The 17,627-nt window shown below is 58.4% G+C and carries 19 protein-coding genes and 1 pseudogene; 13 read left to right on the forward strand and 7 right to left on the reverse strand.

Features of this window, described 5'->3' with window-relative positions; all coding sequences use genetic code 11:
• A pseudogene (locus ATY80_RS29220) lies at window positions 1-183 on the reverse strand (hypothetical protein); the annotation flags it as partial.
• Here ATY80_RS29220 and ATY80_RS11900 point away from each other — a divergent pair.
• Window positions 182-1,099: a recombinase family protein gene (locus ATY80_RS11900; RefSeq protein WP_088692632.1), complete on the forward strand. Its 918-nt coding sequence runs from the start codon at window positions 182-184 to the stop codon at window positions 1,097-1,099. The pseudogene ATY80_RS29220 and the gene ATY80_RS11900 sit on opposite strands and share 2 nt — an antisense overlap.
• 58 nt (window positions 1,100-1,157) lie before the next feature.
• Here ATY80_RS11900 and ATY80_RS11905 read toward each other — a convergent pair whose 3' ends face one another.
• From ATY80_RS11905 to repA, 6 genes are all read right to left on the reverse strand, one after another.
• Window positions 1,158-1,649: a hypothetical protein gene (locus ATY80_RS11905; protein WP_088692633.1), complete on the reverse strand. Its 492-nt coding sequence runs from the start codon at window positions 1,647-1,649 to the stop codon at window positions 1,158-1,160.
• 45 nt (window positions 1,650-1,694) lie between these two features.
• Entirely contained in the window at window positions 1,695-2,054 is a 360-nt protein-coding gene (locus tag ATY80_RS11910; protein WP_141105555.1) for a hypothetical protein, read from the reverse strand.
• Window positions 2,055-2,209: 155 nt separating this feature from the next.
• Entirely contained in the window at window positions 2,210-2,566 is a 357-nt protein-coding gene (locus ATY80_RS11915) for a hypothetical protein (RefSeq protein WP_088692635.1), read from the reverse strand.
• Window positions 2,567-2,862: 296 nt separating this feature from the next.
• Window positions 2,863-4,077: a plasmid replication protein RepC gene (gene repC / locus ATY80_RS11920; RefSeq protein ID WP_088692636.1), complete on the reverse strand. Its 1,215-nt coding sequence runs from the start codon at window positions 4,075-4,077 to the stop codon at window positions 2,863-2,865.
• Between the two features lie 198 nt (window positions 4,078-4,275).
• On the reverse strand, window positions 4,276-5,265 hold the full coding sequence (gene repB / locus ATY80_RS11925) for a plasmid partitioning protein RepB (RefSeq protein ID WP_088692637.1): 990 nt from the start codon (window positions 5,263-5,265) through the stop codon (window positions 4,276-4,278).
• A 217-nt stretch (window positions 5,266-5,482) separates the two neighbouring features.
• A complete protein-coding gene (gene repA, locus ATY80_RS11930) occupies window positions 5,483-6,727 on the reverse strand; it encodes a plasmid partitioning protein RepA (RefSeq protein WP_088692638.1) in 1,245 nt (414 codons plus the stop codon).
• A 351-nt stretch (window positions 6,728-7,078) separates the two neighbouring features.
• Between repA and trbB the strand changes: the two genes are divergently transcribed.
• From trbB to ATY80_RS11990, 12 genes are all read left to right on the forward strand, one after another.
• Entirely contained in the window at window positions 7,079-8,044 is a 966-nt protein-coding gene (trbB, locus tag ATY80_RS11935; protein ID WP_088692639.1) for a P-type conjugative transfer ATPase TrbB, read from the forward strand.
• Window positions 8,034-8,429 (forward strand): TrbC/VirB2 family protein, encoded by a 396-nt coding sequence (locus tag ATY80_RS11940; RefSeq protein WP_088692640.1) that lies wholly within the window; start codon window positions 8,034-8,036, stop codon window positions 8,427-8,429. The genes trbB and ATY80_RS11940 overlap by 11 nt, the downstream gene beginning before the upstream one ends.
• Window positions 8,422-8,721, forward strand: a complete 300-nt coding sequence (locus tag ATY80_RS11945) for a conjugal transfer protein TrbD (protein ID WP_088692641.1) — start codon at window positions 8,422-8,424, stop codon at window positions 8,719-8,721. The genes ATY80_RS11940 and ATY80_RS11945 overlap by 8 nt, the downstream gene beginning before the upstream one ends.
• 10 nt (window positions 8,722-8,731) lie before the next feature.
• On the forward strand, window positions 8,732-11,167 hold the full coding sequence (locus ATY80_RS11950; protein ID WP_088692642.1) for a conjugal transfer protein TrbE: 2,436 nt from the start codon (window positions 8,732-8,734) through the stop codon (window positions 11,165-11,167).
• Window positions 11,160-11,969, forward strand: a complete 810-nt coding sequence (trbJ, locus tag ATY80_RS11955) for a P-type conjugative transfer protein TrbJ (RefSeq protein ID WP_088692643.1) — start codon at window positions 11,160-11,162, stop codon at window positions 11,967-11,969. Before ATY80_RS11950 ends, trbJ begins: the two co-directional genes overlap by 8 nt.
• Window positions 11,966-12,169: an entry exclusion protein TrbK gene (gene trbK, locus ATY80_RS11960; RefSeq protein WP_088692644.1), complete on the forward strand. Its 204-nt coding sequence runs from the start codon at window positions 11,966-11,968 to the stop codon at window positions 12,167-12,169. Before trbJ ends, trbK begins: the two co-directional genes overlap by 4 nt.
• A complete protein-coding gene (trbL, locus tag ATY80_RS11965; RefSeq protein ID WP_088692645.1) occupies window positions 12,163-13,344 on the forward strand; it encodes a P-type conjugative transfer protein TrbL in 1,182 nt (393 codons plus the stop codon). Before trbK ends, trbL begins: the two co-directional genes overlap by 7 nt.
• Window positions 13,345-13,365: 21 nt before the next feature.
• Window positions 13,366-14,028: a conjugal transfer protein TrbF gene (locus tag ATY80_RS11970; RefSeq protein WP_088692646.1), complete on the forward strand. Its 663-nt coding sequence runs from the start codon at window positions 13,366-13,368 to the stop codon at window positions 14,026-14,028.
• 14 nt (window positions 14,029-14,042) lie between these two features.
• Window positions 14,043-14,873 carry a P-type conjugative transfer protein TrbG gene (gene trbG / locus ATY80_RS11975; RefSeq protein WP_088692647.1) on the forward strand — a complete coding sequence of 277 codons (831 nt, stop codon included), beginning with the start codon at window positions 14,043-14,045 and terminating at the stop codon, window positions 14,871-14,873.
• 3 nt (window positions 14,874-14,876) lie between these two features.
• The gene (trbH, locus tag ATY80_RS11980; protein WP_088692648.1) at window positions 14,877-15,323 is read left to right on the forward strand and encodes a conjugal transfer protein TrbH; all 447 of its coding nucleotides are present in this window, start codon (window positions 14,877-14,879) and stop codon (window positions 15,321-15,323) included.
• Window positions 15,324-15,338: 15 nt separating this feature from the next.
• Complete coding sequence (trbI, locus tag ATY80_RS11985; protein ID WP_088692649.1) at window positions 15,339-16,637, forward strand: IncP-type conjugal transfer protein TrbI; 1,299 nt, start codon at window positions 15,339-15,341, stop codon at window positions 16,635-16,637.
• Between the two features lie 570 nt (window positions 16,638-17,207).
• A complete protein-coding gene (locus tag ATY80_RS11990; RefSeq protein ID WP_088692650.1) occupies window positions 17,208-17,606 on the forward strand; it encodes a hypothetical protein in 399 nt (132 codons plus the stop codon).
• Window positions 17,607-17,627: the final 21 nt, after the last annotated feature.

The following is a 17,627-nucleotide window of genomic DNA, read 5'->3' on the forward strand; positions in this document are numbered from 1 at the left end:
GGATTTTCCGCCACAGAAGCCCACTGACGCGCGTTTGCCACTGCGGATGCTCCATTGCTCGTCCGCGATGCCATTTCGAGTCCAACGGGCCGCTATTCGGTGCCTAAAACACGCTTGCAACTGACCGTTTATCACTGCATTCATTATCTGAACAAAGACGCGCGGTTCAATCGAGAATTTCATGGCCAGAAACCGAGAAGGCGCCGCCCCTCCCCCAGCCCGCCGGCTAATCGGTTATGCACGCGTCTCAACTGACGAGCAGTTCAACGATGCCCAAGTCGCGGAACTCCGTGCAGCCGGCTGTGATCGCATCCACCAAGAACACGGATCCGGTGCGTCGCGAGCCCGGCCTGTGCTCGCGCGAATGCTGGGTGAGCTGTCAGCCGGCGACGTCCTTGTCGTGGTGCGATTGGACAGGCTAGCGCGATCCGTCAGTCACCTGCTTAATGTGATCGAGGATCTCGAACAACGTGGCGTCCATTTCCGCTCGCTCCGCGACCCAATCGACACGTCGACGCCGCAGGGCATGTTCTCGCTGCAGGTCCTCGGGGCCGTTGCCCAGCTCGAGCGTGCCTTGATTGCTGAGAGGACAAAATCAGGCATGAGGGCGGCCAAGGCCCGGGGCCGTGTCGCGGGAAACCCGGGACTGCGCGAGCGGCGCCCTGAAGCAATCAAGGCCGCAGCCGCAGCCCGGAACCAAGTCTACCTTGATGAGCTGATCACATCAGCGCAGACGTGGCTTCCAACCGTCAAGCAGCTCCGGCCGAAGCACAGCTGGGACAACGTTGTGCGCGTCCTCAACCGCAAGGGCCATGACTGGACCGTCGAGCGACTTCGCCGCGCCGTTCATCGGATGGTTCGAGAAAAGCTCGCTGACCCTGGGCTCCTGGCGCGATCACCGCGGCGGCCGCCGGAGGATCACCATATGAAGCTCGTCGCAGCGATCGCCATTGCAGATCCGACGCTGTCTCTGCGCGACATTGCCGGCCAGCTCGAACAGATGGGCGAGCGCCCGGTCCGCGGTGGCCGAAAATGGCAGCCTTCGTCCGTCAAAGCGCTCATCGATGAAGCGGTTCGGTTCGGGTTGCTTCGGAACTAGGCGACAAACCATCTGGTCCGCTTTGCGCCAGATGCGGTCATCGTGCACATTGCTGTAGTTAAGGTGCCCGACCGAACAGGAAATAGGCCCGGTCATCGAACTTTATCTTGATGATGGCAGCGGAGGGCCCTCTAACACAATCCTCTAGGGAAAAATTGTGAGGCACAGAATCAGAAATTGCCGTCGGCAGCTTTCGATTGCCGAAGAAATCCAGTTCTTGTGATCGCTTGATCTTTTCTATCTCGATGCTTTGCTTTCTGACGAAAACAAAAGCGAAGTGTCCCTCATCGGAGGAATATTCGACCTTCGCGAGATGAGTATTTACCCTCGCGGCAAGGTCAACGTTTGTGTTCAGTCGATCCTGATATGGGTGGAGGATACATACCGCCTCGAAATCCGACGCCGTCAAAGTGCCCACTTTTCGGATGCTGCCCATCGGAGCGTTTAGCAGCGCCTCATGAAAATCGGACGCGTACAGCTCATAAGCTAAGCACATCGTCGGCGCCGCCACGAGGGCTGTTAACAGAATAATGCTTCGACGCAATACCATATCCGCACCCCTTTCAAGGGCCCTCTTTCCATATTGAAAGCGTGGTCAAGGATATTCGCGCTTGCACATCACTACTAACGAACGCGCCGCTTCGGGCTTTGAAGTAGCCATTTCATCAATGATATTGGCGAAGTTCTGGGTGGCCTTACGGGCTTGCTCCCTTGTGCCGCCTGCAGCGAGAACATTGGCAACGCCCTGCTCATATAAGGTCTTGAATTTGGCCATGTATCGATCGGAAATTGCTTCGTCCCCCGTGTCCTTGTAGGCCTTCGCTAAGGCTCGATAAAACACTGCGCATGCCATCGGCCTATCATCGTAGGTCGATTGCCGCTTCTGCTCCGCCACCGCGGAAAGCGATATCAAGTAAATTCCGGCTGCTGATGCCAGAAGTGTAATCGCCCTCAAGACCGTTCTCTCTAGTTATTAACCCTGTCGCCGCGCTTTGGTTGCAGTTCATACCACAGCGCAATTTCTAAACGGTAAGGAAATCACTAAAAATTTCGACGTACAAAGGGCCGACTCCGGCCCTCCGCCTTCGCGCCGATTTTGGCCTTGCACGCTTATTCTTCGTATCTGCTCGCGACAGCACGCGTTTTGTCAGCGTTGCTCAAAAGCTCAACAACACCACCGCGCTCGAAGCTTGGTGGTTGAACACGATACCGAACTCCGATGTCGAACTCGCGCCCGAGATTTGGATAATCCAAGTAGCTGCCTGTTCCAGATGCAGGCTCATCGAGCTCCCAACCAGCCAGAAGTTGTTCAAAGTCCTTTGGGTTGATTGCGAAGGCACAGGAGATGATGACATCGGTAATGGCATCCGATGAGCAATCTACATCACGGACAGACGGAGGAAGCGAAGGAAGGTTCAGGATAAAAGCGAGGCGGCCAGGGTCCTTGAGACCATCAAGAGTATTCATCGCCGTGGTGAACCCCCATAGCACCGCAGACCCCGCTAGAATTAGCACCAGCGCTCGCGCGAACTTCACTGTCTCACCTCACGATTAATCGGGAAGTTCCTCTTATCGGCGACCGGTGCCTGAATAATGAGGAAGATCAATACAATTTTCCAAGTCAGCTTTGCGCGATAGCCGACATCGACAGTCGGCCACTTTGCGGCAAAGAGTGATCGCTTCGACCTTGCCGAGGAGCCTTCACCAAAGACCCCCGGACCTTCTACATCACTACCTGCCAGATATCGCAGCGCGTTGATTGGCTAACTCACACGACGTTTCTGCCCATCGCCCGCCCTCAATAGCGCCATCAACATCGACCCAAGCGAAAACTCGCCACACACTGCCCGTTTCGTTAGATCACGAAGGTAGCCGCCGGCCGAGTTGATGTGGCCTGCCCGCTCCAGCATGCAGGCCACCGCGACCGCCGCATTTTCAGGCCCCATGGCTTCGCAGGCATCCTGGTAGGCCGACGGGCTGACACCCAGCATGGATCGAACCACGACGGCAGCCGCCATCAGATCGCGCCAGCTCCCAACCGCGCCACCGGGGCCATAGTTTCCAACTTCGGGGCATGCCTTCAAGACCAATCCCAACGGGAAGGCCTTCAGCGGCTCGCACTGGCGCCCGCCGGTTTCACTCGGCCTCGCCCCCTGCTCTTTTCCAGAGCTAGGTTCAAGTTCATTGATGGATTCGGTATTTGAATTCTGTATGTGGCGTTCAAAACGGACGTCATTGGTGTCCGTTTTTTTGGATTTTTCATGAAAATCCAGACGATTGAGGACCTCTGACTGAAGAAGCTGCATTTCGTCGAGGATCGCTTCCAAGTCGGCGACCGCCGGCGTGCGCGGAATCCGGCTGACGAGGGCGATATAGATAGCCTCGACTGCTACCCAGTCGCCTGGTGCGCTTTCTTCGATCGCCGCGGAGATGAGCTTGCGGACGTCGCGACGGCAGATCGACAGAGTTTCCTTCACGCGCCGGAAATGCGCGCGGCGATCGGCTACGTCCTGAGCCATGAGCGCGAGCTCTTCAGCGCGCGCCAAGAGCGGAGCCAGGTCGAAGCCATAGGCGTCCTCGATGCCCCCTTGCCTGTCTTTGCGCGCGTAGCGCTTTCCATTGGCGCTGTCCTTGCGTGAGATCAGTCCGGCCTCGACGAGCGCCGCCAGATGCCTGCGTAACGTCGTTCCAGTGATCCCGTGAGCCCGGACACTCAACTGCGCGTTCGACGGAAACACGATCATGGCCTTGTCCTGCGAGAGTTCGCTTTCGGGATAGAAGGTCAGCAACGCATCGAGCACGGCGAGCGCACGGTCCTGAATGCCGAGCAACGCCCTCGCCTCTGAGGCGTCGCGAAAGACCTTCCACTTTTCTGCCGTCTTGCCGGGCTTGATGTCCGCCGAAACGAGCTGGCGTTTCACCGAGGCAAGCGTCATCGGCCGCCGCCCAAATGGCGTCGTCACACTTTCCGTCCGCATGTCATTCACCTTTCAAGAAGGCAAAGATCATCGTCCCGCCGAGATGGCGTCCATCGACTCTTGACAGTGATTCCGGGAAGTGCGATTCTCTAGGTGCTAAACGAGAGAAATGGGCTTCCGGATGGACATCTGGGGGCCTTTTTCTTTGCTTGGGTTCCTGTCTTCTCCGTATCAAATCATCTGGCACTGTCGTGCCGGTTAGCCATTCCGTGTTTTTTCAAACTCGGCATGGAGTTCTTCAAGGCGTGTGGTCACGAACGCCGCAAATTCAGGAACCACGCGTTCATCGAACGTAAGGCGCGTGGTCTTTCCGAGACGCTCGATCTTTGCTGCCTTCTGACCCTTTGCATTCTTCCACTGCTCACCTGACGCCGCCTTCTTCTTCTGCGGGACCGCAGCAGCGAGCGCCTTTGCAAACCGCTCATCAGACGGGAGCGTCGCGAATTTGGGCTCACCAATCGCACTGTCCAGCTTCTTGCGTGAGGATGGCAAAGTGTCGGCCAGAGCCATCCAACGCGAGCGGCCGGCCTTCGGAGCCGGGCCGATTGCCTGGATAATCTCCGAAGGCAGCGAGCGAGCAACGGCGATGTAGCGGCTGAGATCTGACTTGTCGGTGGAGAGCGCGGCAATGATTGTTTCGCGCTTGTAGCCGGCATCTTCCAGCCGCAGGGCGAAGAGTGCCTTCTCGATGAAGGAGAGGTCCTGCCGGTCGAGGTTTTCCTTGCCCTGCGCAATGACGAGGTCTTCGTCGCTCAGCGCTTGGACGACGGCCCGAACTTTCAGCGACAGTTTCGCGGCAGCACGCAGACGGCGACGGCCATAGGCGATTTCATAGCGACCGGCATGATCGGCCTGCGGACGGACCAGAACCGGGACCTGCTGGCCGTATTGCTGAATACTCGAAACCAGTTCGTCGAAACCGGGATCGACGTCGATCGGAATTCGATCACCGACTGATGAATCGGAAATCGCGGAAGGCTCAATCTCGATGACGACGTTCCCAGAGGCGAGTTGCTCCTGGAGACGGGCGGCAGAGCGCGCGCCCTCGCTCATCTCCTGAAGCGACGTTCCCATCGCCGAGATGGCACCGGTGCGAACCCGCTCGGGGCTTTTGCTGACTGCAGGGCTTGCTACGGTCGGTTCGGCCTTCCGCATGAAGAGTGAATTGACGGTGTCCTTCCGGCTCATCGGCCACTCCCATAATGATTGGACAGACGCAAAGTCGCGCCGCCATCTCTAAAGTTGGGAGCTCCCAACAAACTTGGGGCAGGGGCGTTCACTCCGTCCTGCAAAGCCATGATCAATCCCGAAAACCATCCGCGCGCGATCGAAACGCCCGCGGTCAAAGGTGAATAGAACATGGAATTGGGAGCTCCCAACTTTGGCGCTTGGAAGGGGAGGGCGCTCATCTTTTCTTGCGACCCCACGCAGCTCGAATTTCGTTTTCGATTTCGAGATTGACGGCGTCGAGCGACTCCATGGCGCGATCGTAAGTCGATCGCGTCAGGTTTTCGCGTCCGATCTCATAGAGTGTCTGCTTGGTGAGGCCGGCATCGGAGACGGCAGCCGACTTCAGCATCGGATTGGTCATGACGCTATCGTCAAATAGATTTCGCAACAGAGCCGCGACCTTGGTCTGCGGCGCATCCTGCGGCTCGAACCGCGTCAGCAGATATTTGATGAAGTCATAGCGCAGCTCACCGCCAGCCTCGCGCACGACCGCCAGGAGGTCATGAGTCATCAGCAGGAACTGGCTCATCGATGCGACATCGAGCATCTGCGGATGGACCGTCACCACCATGGACGTCGCCGCACACAATCCACTGAGCGTGAGGTAACCAAGCTGCGGCGGGCAGTCGATGACGACGACGTCATAATCATCGGCGACTTCGCCGAGAGCGCTTGCGATCCGAAGGAAGAAGATTTCCTGTTCGGATTTACTCGCGCCGGTGAGCGCACGCGGCGTCGTATGCTCGAACTCCATGAGTTCCAAATTACCCGGGACGAGATCCAGGCCGTCGAAATAGGTCTGGCGGATCACATCCTTGAGTGGGCGGCGGTCCTCGTCATATCGGATGGCTGCATAGAGCGTCTCGTTATGTCCGACATGGGTTTCCGGCAATATCCCTAGCAGGGCTGAAAGACTTGCCTGCGGGTCAAGATCGAGCGCAAGGACGCGGTATCCCTGAAGAGCAAGATATTGGGACAGGTGGACCGAGGTGGTGGTCTTGCCAGATCCTCCCTTGAAGTTGGTAACGGCAACGACTTGCAAATGATCGTCTGGACCACGTCGCGGCAGAAAGTCGTGAGAATTACGACCACGGGAGGTCGAGGCGAGCCGCTCGCGCAGCTCGTTGATCTGGCCGAGGGAATAGAGCCTGCGGCCATTGCTGGTCAGCTCAGGCTGCGGGCCATCGCCCGCTAGGCTCATTTTTCTCAAGGTCGAATCGGATACACTGATAAGCTTGGCCGCCTCGCCAGATGTGAAACGGCGAAGTGTCTTGCTTGCGGTCGGCGGGAAAATCGCTTCGCTGATCGACTGCAGTTGCGAGCTGATCAACGAGGCATGGGCGCCGATCGTCTCGTCAACGGTTTTCTGCGGGACTACCCTTGTAGATCTCAGCGGCTTGCTCACGCTCAAAACTTCCATCACGGATAAATTACGGTTTCGGTGTTTTCAGCGTGACGATTGCGGAATACCGCGATTCTTGCAAGAACTTAATAGTTAACAGAGTCTTAAGTCGACACTGCCTATTCCCTCTTAATCGCCTGATAAGCCTGAAAATCCCGTTGGTTAGCCCGAATACGGTTGCACTCGCCGGTTCCCATTTCTTGTGAGTCAAGCACCTGACTTGCTGACAAGAAATCTGCCCGGCTCTTGATTCGGGTCGAAATTGACGGAATCGGCCGCGACTCGCGAGGTGCAATATTGCACATAGACTTCGCGCGGCCACCGAGGTCTGTCTCCTCTCGCACTCAAAACGAGGAGACGAGCTTTCCCATGCTTCAGTCGCACTCCCGCCTTGTCCGCAAACTGCAGGACGCACTTGGCGAACATCTTTGCATTGCCCTTGAAGACCCGATGGTCGTCGAGATCATGCTCAATCCGGACGGCAAACTTTTCATCGAACGCCTGGGTCACGGCGTCGCGCCAGCCGGCGAAATGCAGGCGACCGCGGCCGAGACTGTTATCGGATCGGTGGCACACGCTCTCCAGTCCGAAGCCGACGGAGAACGACCAATCATCTCCGGTGAGCTGCCTATTGGCGGCCATCGCTTCGAAGGTCTTTTGCCTCCCGTCGTCAATTCGCCGACCTTTACGATCCGCCGGCGCGCTTCACGGCTTATTCCCCTCGACGACTATGTGACCGCGAAAATCATGACGGAAGCGCAGCCTTCCATCATCCGCAGCGCCATAACCGACCGGCTGAACATTGTCATCGCGGGCGGGACGGGCTCAGGCAAGACGACGCTCGCAAACGCGGTCATCGCAGAAATCGTTTCGGCCTCGCCGGAAGACAGGATGGTGATCCTCGAGGATACGTCCGAGATCCAATGCGCCGCGGAGAATGCCGTCTGCCTCCACACGAGCGACGCGATCGACATGGCCCGCCTTCTCAAGAGCACGATGCGCCTGCGTCCTGACCGGATCATCGTTGGCGAGGTTCGTGACGGCGCCGCACTGACCCTCTTGAAAGCCTGGAACACGGGACATCCCGGCGGTGTCACGACGATCCATTCCAACACCGCCATGTCGGCGCTTCGACGCCTGGAGCAACTGACGTCGGAAGCCAGCCAGCAGCCAATGCAAGCCGTGATCGGCGAAGCGGTCGATCTCGTTATCTCGATCGAACGCGCCGGGCGAGGCCGCCGGGTGAGGGAGGTCCTCCATGTCGAGGGGTTCAATGGCTCGCGCTATCAGACAGAACACTATCCGCAGATCGATGAGGACAGTCATGCAGCATAATCGCTTTTTTCGTTTGGGAATTATCGGCGCATTGCTTTGCGCCTCGCTTGCCGGGCCAGCGCTTGCAGGTTCAGGCGGCGGAAGCCTACCTTGGGAGGGTCCCCTTGAGCAGATCCAGCAATCGATCACGGGACCGGTCGCCGGATACATCGCATTGGCTGCGGTCGCGATTGCCGGCGGCATGCTGATCTTCGGCGGCGAGCTCAACGATTTCGCACGGCGTTTGGTGTACGTGGTGCTCGTCGCGGGGATCCTGCTTGGCGCAACGACGATCGTCGGTCTCTTCGGCTCGACCGGTGCTTCGATCGGCGGCTCGGTCGTTGTCGGCCAAGCCGCGGTCCCGAATACAATTCGGACGGGGGAAGGGGAGGGGCGTGATGGCTGACCCAGGCGCCGCGCTCCATCGCAACCGCATCCACCGTGCTCTGTCGCGGCCAAACCTTTTGCTGGGGGCGGATCGAGAGCTCGTGCTACTGACCGGGCTCGCGGCGATCATCCTGATCTTCGTTGTGCTGACCGTCTATTCGGCCCTGTTCGGCGTGGCAATCTGGATCGTTGTCGTCGGCGCGCTCCGCATGATGGCTAAGTCTGACCCGATGATGCGCAAAGTCTATGCCCGCCATATGCGGTATCGAACGCATTACCTTCCGACCTCCGCGCCTTGGCGTCGATACTGAGGAGTTGTCGATGGTCGCTTTACGAACATTTCGATCGACCGGTCCATCATTCGCTGACCTGGTTCCCTATGCGGGCCTTGTCGATAACGGCATCCTTCTGCTGAAGGACGGTAGTCTGATGGCGGGCTGGTATTTTGCTGGCCCGGATTCCGAAAGCGCAACAGATTTCGAGCGCAACGAGCTCTCCCGTCAGATCAACTCGATCCTCTCGCGACTGGGTACCGGCTGGATGATCCAGGTCGAGGCCGTGCGCGTGCCGACGACGGAATACCCATCTGCTGAACGCAGCTATTTTCCCGACACTGTCACTCGGCTGATTGACGATGAACGCCGGCGGCACTTCGGTCAGGAACGAGGGCACTTTGAAAGCCGGCACGCACTCATCCTAACCTATCGGCCGCCGGAGCGACGCCGATCCGGCTTCACTCGCTATATCTACTCGGATACGGAAAGCCGCTCTGCGAAATACGCTGATACCGCTCTCGACGCGTTCCGGCGCTCAATCCGGGAGATAGAGCAGTACCTCGGCAATGTCCTGTCCGTGCAGCGCATGCAGACCCGAGAGGTTTCCGAGCGCGAAGGTAGTCGCGTTGCGCGCTACGACGAGCTTTTCCAGTTCATTCGGTTTGCCATAACCGGCGAGAACCATCCCGTCCGCCTGCCAGAAATTCCCATGTACCTGGACTGGCTCGCGACGGCGGAGCTTGAACATGGACTGACGCCGCGGGTCGAGGGCCGGTTTCTCGGCGTGATCGCGATCGATGGGCTTCCGGCCGAGAGTTGGCCGGGCATTTTGAACAGCTTGAAGCTGATGCCACTGACCTATCGCTGGTCATCACGCTTCATTTTCCTCGACGCAGAGGAAGCCAAGCAGCGACTGGAGCGGACCCGCAAGAAGTGGCAACAGAAGGTGCGGCCGTTTTTCGATCAGTTATTCCAAACGCAATCCCGCTCTGTCGATCAGGATGCGATGGCCATGGTCGCCGAGACTGAGGATGCGATCGCTGAAGCCTCCTCGCAGTTGGTGGCCTACGGCTACTACACCCCTGTTATCATTCTCTTCGATGAAAGCCGCTCGGCGCTGCAGGAGAAGGCGGAGGCGGTTCGTCGCCTCATCCAGGCGGAAGGCTTCGGGGCCCGCATCGAGACGCTGAATGCGACCGATGCCTTTCTCGGCAGCCTGCCGGGCAACTGGTACTGCAACATCCGCGAACCGCTTATCAACACGCGCAATCTGGCAGACCTAGTTCCGTTGAACTCTGTCTGGTCAGGTCAGCCGTCCGCCCCATGCCCGTTCTACCCACCCGATGCACCGCCGCTCATGCAGGTCGCGTCCGGCTCGACCCCTTTCCGATTGAACCTGCATGTCGACGATGTCGGCCATACATTGATTTTCGGGCCAACCGGCTCCGGCAAGTCGACCCTTCTCGCGCTGATCGCCGCGCAGTTCTGCCGGTACGAAAAAGCGCAGATTTTCGCCTTCGACAAGGGAAATTCGATGCTGCCGCTGACGCTTGGCGTCGGTGGTGACCACTATGAGATCGGCGGCGAGGGCGGGAAGGGGGCCAAGCTTGCCTTTTGCCCTTTGTCAGAGCTTTCGACTGACGCTGATCGGGCCTGGGCCTCCGAGTGGATCGAGACCCTCGTTTCGCTCCAAGGCGTGACTATTGCGCCAGATCATCGAAACGCGATTTCGAGGCAAATCGGATTGATGGCCTCAGCGCCCGGCCGTTCACTGTCTGATTTCGTCAGTGGCGTCCAGATGCGCGAGATCAAGGATGCTCTCCATCACTACACGGTCGATGGCCCGATGGGTCAGCTCCTCGATGCGGAAGAAGATGGCCTGACGCTTGGGCGCTTCCAGTGCTTCGAGATCGAGCAGCTGATGAATATGGGCGAGCGCAATCTGGTCCCCGTTCTGACCTATCTCTTCCGGCGGATTGAGAAGCGGCTCGATGGGTCGCCAAGCCTCATCGTTCTGGACGAGGCATGGCTGATGCTCGGCCATCCTGTATTCCGCGACAAGATCCGGGAGTGGCTCAAGGTGCTTCGCAAAGCGAACTGCGCCGTCATCCTTGCGACGCAGTCAATCTCCGATGCTGAGCGCTCGGGCATCATCGACGTTCTGAAGGAATCTTGCCCAACCAAGATTTGCCTTCCGAATGGTGCCGCCCGGGAAACCGGCACCCGCGAATTCTATGAGCGGATCGGCTTCAACGAGCGGCAGATCGAGATTGTCGCGAACGCCATTCCCAAACGCGAATACTACGTGACGTCGCCCGATGGCCGGCGGCTTTTCGACATGTCGCTTGGCGCGGTCACACTTTCCTTTGTCGGCGCCTCTGGCAAGGCCGATCTAGCCCGCATCAGGGCGCTCTCGTCGACCCACGGCCGCGAGTGGCCGGGTCAATGGCTCATCGAAAGGGGGATCAACCGCTATGAGTGAAGCAATCCGATTCTCAGAACTCGGCAAATCGTTGATGACCGCGTTGGTCGTCGCCGGCCTTTCTGCAACTCCCAACGTCTCCTACGCGGGAGGCGCGGTTACCGGCGCGACCGAGATGACTCAGATGCTCAACAATGGCGAGCTTATCCATCTCGTTGGTCAATCGACCGAACAGATCAACAATCAGATCAAACAGATCACGCAGCTTGCCGAGCAGATCCAGAACCAGCTCAATATCTACCAAAACATGCTGCAGAATACGGCCCAGCTTCCGAACCACATCTGGGGCCAGGTCGAAGGCGATCTGAACCAGCTCCGTGATGTCGTCAATCAGGGTCAAGGCATCGCTTTCTCCATGGGCAATGCCGACGATCTACTGGAGCAACGCTTCAAAAGCTATTCGGACCTGAAGACAAACCTGCCCAACGCCGAGAGCTTTTCGTCCACCTATCAGACGTGGTCGAACACGAACCGGGACACGATTTCCAGCACCCTCAAGGCCGCAAGCCTCACCGCTGACCAGTTCGACAGCGAAGAGGAGACTATGGGCCAGCTTCGATCAATGTCGCAGTCGGCGGACGGGCAGATGAAAGCGCTGCAGGTCGGCCACCAGATCGCCGCTCAGCAGGTCGCCCAGATGCAGAAGCTTCGCGGCATTGTCTCCCAGCAGACAACAATGATGGGAACCTGGCTGCAGAGCGAACAGACGGACAAGGACCTCGCACAGGCGCGCCGCGAGAAGTTCTTCAATGCCGACGTCCAATCCATTCCCTCCGGACAGAAAATGGAGCCCCGCTGGTGACCCGCCCCACATTGATCGTCTCCGTCTGCATCGTGGTCGCGGGGATTGCTACCATCACCACAGTCGTTCTGGTGCGCAGAGAGAGTTCCGCCGCGCCGCACATGAGTGAAGAACAACGAGAAACTCGCGAGAAGTTCTTTGGCACGAGCAAGCCGCTCCCGCCGATCGAGAAGGGACAGGAGATGCGACCGAAATGGTGAAGCGCGGCCGCAGAAGTATCATCCTGGCTGCGGGCATCGCCCTCCTCGCGTTGGCGGCGCCCGCTCTCGCTCAGCAAGGCCAAGTTCTGACGGAATTGGAAAACCAAGTCTCGACGGCCGCCAAAGGGTGGGAAACTACCGTCATGGATGCGGCGAAATCGCTGTTCTGGATCCTCGCAGGCATCGAAGTCGGCATCGCCGCCGTGTGGCTCGCGATCCAGGCAGCATCGCTGGACAGTTGGTTTGCCGAGCTCGTCCGGCGCATCATGTTCATCGGCTTCTTCGCCTTTGCACTCACGCAGGGTCCGACTTTCGCCAAAGCGGTCGTCGATAGCCTGTTTCAAATTGGCGCCGGTGGCGGCTCTGCATCTCCGGCCGAAGTCTTCGACGCAGGCATTCGCGTTGCATCTCAGATCTCAGAACAGGCGAAGTTTGGGGTCTTCGAGGACAATGCCCTTGCGATCGCCGCCGTGCTTGCAATGGGCATCGTCGTCATCTGCTTCTCACTCGTTGCGGCAATCTTCGTCTCGGTCATGGTCGAGATGTATGTCGGCCTACTGGCAGGCATGATCATGCTCGGTCTCGGCGGCTCCTCCTTCACCAAAGATTTTGCGATTCGCTATCTCGTCTATGCCTTCGGCGTTGGAATGAAACTGATGGCTTTGGTCATGATCGCCAAGATCGGCTCAAACGTCCTGCTTGGCCTAGCGCAGGCGCCAACAGCCGAAAGCGATCAGTTCATCACCACACTCGCGATTGCTGGCATCTCCGTCGTCGTCTTCATCATCGCGATGTACGTCCCGAACATTATCCAAGGCGTCGTGCAGGGGGCTTCGGTCTCCGGCGGCATGGAGACAATCCGCCACGGCGGCCAGGCGGCCTCATTCGCGGCGGGCGGCGCCTTCCTCGGCGCCGGTGCTGTTGGTGCTGGTTTTGCGGCCGCGCAGGCAGCGCGCGCCGGCGGGTCCTCGGCGGCGGGCTCGGTGCTTCGAGGCATGGGCGCGAGCATCAGCTCCGGTGCCATGGCTGCGGGATCCGCCGCCAAGGAGAAGGCGATCGGATCACCTGGCGCTTACGCCGGTTCCCTTCTTGGCCTGGCCAACGCGAAGCTCGATCAGGCAAGGGGCAATCCGCCCACTCCGGCGCCGCCTTCGGAAAGACCGGACAAACAATAATTCACGGACAGGATCACACACATGGCAGGGCATCCCGCACCTGAGAACCCGTATCTTGCCGCAAGGCAGGAATGGTCAGAACGTTACGGCTCCTACGTCAAGGCCGCCTCCACCTGGCGGGCCGTTGGCATCCTGAGCCTAGGATTGGCCGTTATCGGCGTCAGCTACGCGCTTTATCTCAGCACGCAGGTCAAGCTCGTTCCTTACATCGTCGAGGTCGACAAACTCGGCAACACGGTTTCCGGCGGCTTCCCGCAGCAGATCGAATACGCCGATACGCGGGTCGTACGTGCGACCCTTGGGAATTTCGTGACCAGCTTCCGTTCGATCACGCCGGATGCGGTGGTCCAGAAGCAATATATCGATCGCACCTATGCCCTGCTGCGAACGAGTGACGCTTCGACGCAAAAGGTCAACGCCTGGTTTCGCGGCAACTCGCCGTTCGAAAAGGCGGTCAACGCGACAGTGGCGATCGAGGTGAACAACATCGTCGCGCTTTCGAACCAGACCTACCAGATCGACTGGACCGAGTACGAGCGTGATCGGAAAGGCAAGGAGGTCGCCACCCGCCGCTTCCGCGGGATCGCGACCGTGTCGATCACGTCTCCGCAAGACGAAGCAACAATCAGGCTCAATCCGATCGGCGTCTATGTGACCGATTTCGACTGGACCGCGCAACTTTGAGGGCAGGATCTGCAATGAGGATCAAACACAAACGCGTCGCTCTTTGCTGCATGCTGGCGCTTGCCGTTTCGACCAAGGTCTCGTCCATGGCCATCGCGCAAAGCCTGACGATCAATGAGGCGAAGGCAACAAACCTTTCCGGCAAATGGCGCGGACAGGCAGGACTGGTCACCCGCGGCCCGGATGGCAAGGTGATCTTCCTCTTTGGTGAGACGCAACCCTCCGTCGTCTGCTCACCCTTGCAGGTCTGCGACATCGAGCTACAGGGCGGCGAAATCGTCCGCGACGTCCTCGTCGGCGATACGGTTCGCTGGAAGGTCGAGCCGGCAACGTCTGGCGCCGCCGGCGGGCAGGTGATCCACCTGATCGTCAAGCCGGCCGAGCCGGGGCTTGTCACGTCGATGGTGGTGACGACCTCACGCCGCACGTACCATATCCAGCTGAAATCTCATCCCACACAATACATGGCCCGGGTCGGATTCGAATATCCCGAGGATGCCGCCACAAAGCTCTCAGATATCAATGCCCGAATCCAGTCCATGACTGGGCCGGGGGGCGGTGTCGCTCCCGAACAGCTTGCCTTTTCCTATTCCTTGAGCGGACGCGCTCCATGGCGACCGAAGCGGGTCTATTCTGATGGGCAGAAGACCTACATCCAGTTCCCGCGCGCGATCTCCGGCGAGGACGCGCCAGTTCTCTTCGTGGTTTCGGGCGGGCAGAACCGCATCGTGAATTATAGGATGAAGAACGACCTGATGATCGTCGACTACAATATCGACAAGGCGATCTTGATCTCCGGGGTCGGCTGGAAACAGCAGAAGATCACGATCCGGCGGGGAGGGTGAACCATGCAGCTCCATCGCCTCATTCCCATTGTCCTCGCCCTCGGTCTAGCCGGATGCCAGACGGCAACCGACGGGCTGTCTACCAGCGCTGCACCCGCTGACGTTACCGGACCTGCCGCGGGCGCTATCGCTGGCGACATGGCAGGACGTTTCGCCGAGCAGGCCGGATCGACTTCCACGCCGATTAAATTGCAGAAAGACACGTCCGAATTCTCAGTCGCACTCGAGGCCGCGTTGAAAGGCTGGGGCTTTGCCATTGTCACCGATGACAAGAGCACAGGCGAAAAGGATGCGGCGAAGCCGCTCGAGCTGGCCTATTCGATCGCCGCTGTAGACGGACAGGTGTTGGCGAGGCTCTCGACTGACACGATGGAGCTCGGCCGAGCTTACTCGGTTAACAACGGCGTGGCGACGCCAGCAAGCCCGCTTTCCCTTATGAAGCGAAACTGACAGGCGGAGACGATCATGGTCCAATCGCTACAACTGGGAACGTCCAATCAGACTGCTGACGAGAAGGGGATGAAGCGCCTCAATCGCATGCCTCTGTACGTCGGCCTCGGGATCCTAGTTCTGTTCCTCGCCGTTCTCGTTTACGGCCTCTCCTCACGTGGATTGAGGTTTGGCCAACACGACCCGAACGATAGCGGATCTGGCACTCCGGCCTCTACCTTTGCCGATCAGTTGAAGCGGGGTGTCAAAGACGGGATCATCGGAGATCGAGAGGAACAGCAGCCGATGTTTCAGCCAACTCCGGTCCCGCAGCCGCAGGAAGCTGCCCGGCCGGCGGAGGCAGAACCAAGGGTCGAACCACGGGAGCCGGGCAGGTCTCGCATGGAATCGGACGAGGAGTGGAACGCCAGGATGCTTCGCGAGCAGCGGGAACAGATTTTTCGCGAACAGCAGCGCCAGCGCATGGCAAGCCTACAGGCGAGAGGAGCGGCTTTCGACTCGCCGCTGAAGGTTGATATCACCGATGTCGCCGGACAAGTGCCGGCAGCTGCTGCTACCGGACCCCGGCAATCCACCAGCGCAGGGAACGGCACGCAGGATCTGTATGCCGCAGCATTGAGAGCGGGCGTCGCGGGACAGGGCGATCAGAACGGCCAAGCGTCCAAGGAAGATTTCTTCAACGCAGACATCAAGGATCTTGGCTACCTGCCCAACCAAGTCGTACCTCAGCAGTCACGTTACGAACTCAAGCGTGGATCGGTGATCCCCGCGACACTGATCACAGGTATCAATTCCGACCTCCCAGGCCGCATCACTGCCCAGATCAGCCAGAACGTTTACGACAGTGCGACCGGCCACTACACGCTCGTTCCGCAGGGCACGAAGCTTCTTGGCCGTTACGACAGCAAGGTGTCGTTCGGCCAAAACCGGGTCCTCGTCGTCTGGACCGACATCATCTTCCCGAATGGTTCAACCCTTCAGATCGGCGGCATGGCCGGGACCGACTCGGAAGGCTATGGCGGCTTCACCGACAAGGTCGACAACCATTATCTGCGGACCTTCGGCTCGGCCGCGCTCGTCGCGCTGATCGGGACAGGGATAGACCTGTCGATGCCTGAGAGCTCAACCCTTGCCACGCAGGACACCGCCTCAGACGCGGCGCGTCGGAATTTTGCCGAAACTTTTGGAAGGGTCGCCGAGCAGACAATCTCGAAAAACCTCAATGTCCAGCCGACGATCAAGATCAGGCCAGGTTACAGGTTCAATGTGCTCGTAGACCAGGACATCATTTTCCCGGGTATTTACGGCAATTGAGGTTTGAGTACGATGTTGGAGTCAGAACAAGAACTGTTCCCCCAGGCACGCTAAGGCGCAACAGAATATCAACATCAAAGCTCGCGTAAGAGAGGTCGCCAAATGTGCGAGATATGTAACGTTGCTCACGTTTTATCCAGTTTTTTACCGCCGCTTCGGCACGCGGTGATGTATTCTTCTGACACGCAGCGACTTGCGATTATAAATTTATATATTGCACAAATTTCTACTTGCGCGATATTAAATATTCCTTTAGTTGAATACTATGATTGAAATACGCAGTTTGCGGGAGTTGTTCGCGCAGACTTTAATATACTCGCCGATGTTTGTTGTTGACTGGTTCTTCTGCGGTGCGTTCCAGCATTAGAGTCGGATAATAACCGACTCGTAGAATATCATCTCCATGCCGAAGCGTGTGATCTGACCAACCTCGAGTCCACCTGCTAGGGAAATTAGTGGCGGCTCCGTGTTCCGCTATTTTGCCGCTCTGGATGTCTGCGGACAGGCCTTAGTGCTCGTACTTTCACGGTCGGGAAACTATTGATAAGTTGTGTTCTCATAGTGAAATACTTGTTTGCCGCTTTTGCTGGCTTGAGCATGCAGCTCGCGGTGGGCTGGGCTCAAGAAGCGGTCGCTCAAGACGTCGCGTCGAGGCGTTGCGCGAACGAAATGAAAGACTTTGTCGCGACGATCGATCTCCTGATGTCGTCGCAGTCCCCAAATGTCGAACACCGAACCGACTTCCTAAGAGAAAAGGTTCCAACCGGCAAATGCGACGTGGAGGTTGTTCGCGAGTCTGCGCGCCATTCGAAATACTTCCTCTATTCCCGAAAAGGAGAAACGTCCGAATCCTTCAGATTTGCTAGCGAGACGCTTGTAGCAACGTTTTGGATTGATCTGCGGATCATGGAAATACCGGGCGATTCGCCCGTCATTCATGTCAAGAAGACGGAGGGTGATTTTCAATGAGCGAACGTATCGTTGTGACTT

It is taken from the genome of Rhizobium sp. R711 (genome assembly GCF_002211365.1).
Taxonomy (GTDB): Bacteria; Pseudomonadota; Alphaproteobacteria; order Rhizobiales; family Rhizobiaceae; genus Rhizobium.

What these genes read in the sequence shown, in the direction of transcription:
- trbI (WP_088692649.1), top strand. Translation starts at nt 15,339, where the DNA reads ATGGTCCAATCGCTACAACTGGGAACGTCCAATCAGACTGCTGACGAG.
- trbG (WP_088692647.1), top strand. Translation starts at nt 14,043, where the DNA reads ATGAGGATCAAACACAAACGCGTCGCTCTTTGCTGCATGCTGGCGCTT.
- ATY80_RS11970 (WP_088692646.1), top strand. Translation starts at nt 13,366, where the DNA reads ATGGCAGGGCATCCCGCACCTGAGAACCCGTATCTTGCCGCAAGGCAG.
- trbJ (WP_088692643.1), top strand. Translation starts at nt 11,160, where the DNA reads ATGAGTGAAGCAATCCGATTCTCAGAACTCGGCAAATCGTTGATGACC.
- trbL (WP_088692645.1), top strand. Translation starts at nt 12,163, where the DNA reads ATGGTGAAGCGCGGCCGCAGAAGTATCATCCTGGCTGCGGGCATCGCC.
- ATY80_RS11940 (WP_088692640.1), top strand. Translation starts at nt 8,034, where the DNA reads ATGCAGCATAATCGCTTTTTTCGTTTGGGAATTATCGGCGCATTGCTT.
- ATY80_RS11905 (WP_088692633.1), bottom strand. Translation starts at nt 1,649, where the DNA reads ATGGTATTGCGTCGAAGCATTATTCTGTTAACAGCCCTCGTGGCGGCG.
- trbH (WP_088692648.1), top strand. Translation starts at nt 14,877, where the DNA reads ATGCAGCTCCATCGCCTCATTCCCATTGTCCTCGCCCTCGGTCTAGCC.
- repC (WP_088692636.1), bottom strand. Translation starts at nt 4,077, where the DNA reads ATGCGGACGGAAAGTGTGACGACGCCATTTGGGCGGCGGCCGATGACG.
- ATY80_RS11950 (WP_088692642.1), top strand. Translation starts at nt 8,732, where the DNA reads ATGGTCGCTTTACGAACATTTCGATCGACCGGTCCATCATTCGCTGAC.
- ATY80_RS11945 (WP_088692641.1), top strand. Translation starts at nt 8,422, where the DNA reads ATGGCTGACCCAGGCGCCGCGCTCCATCGCAACCGCATCCACCGTGCT.
- repA (WP_088692638.1), bottom strand. Translation starts at nt 6,727, where the DNA reads ATGGAAGTTTTGAGCGTGAGCAAGCCGCTGAGATCTACAAGGGTAGTC.
- trbB (WP_088692639.1), top strand. Translation starts at nt 7,079, where the DNA reads ATGCTTCAGTCGCACTCCCGCCTTGTCCGCAAACTGCAGGACGCACTT.
- ATY80_RS11900 (WP_088692632.1), top strand. Translation starts at nt 182, where the DNA reads ATGGCCAGAAACCGAGAAGGCGCCGCCCCTCCCCCAGCCCGCCGGCTA.
- repB (WP_088692637.1), bottom strand. Translation starts at nt 5,265, where the DNA reads ATGAGCCGGAAGGACACCGTCAATTCACTCTTCATGCGGAAGGCCGAA.
- ATY80_RS11915 (WP_088692635.1), bottom strand. Translation starts at nt 2,566, where the DNA reads ATGAATACTCTTGATGGTCTCAAGGACCCTGGCCGCCTCGCTTTTATC.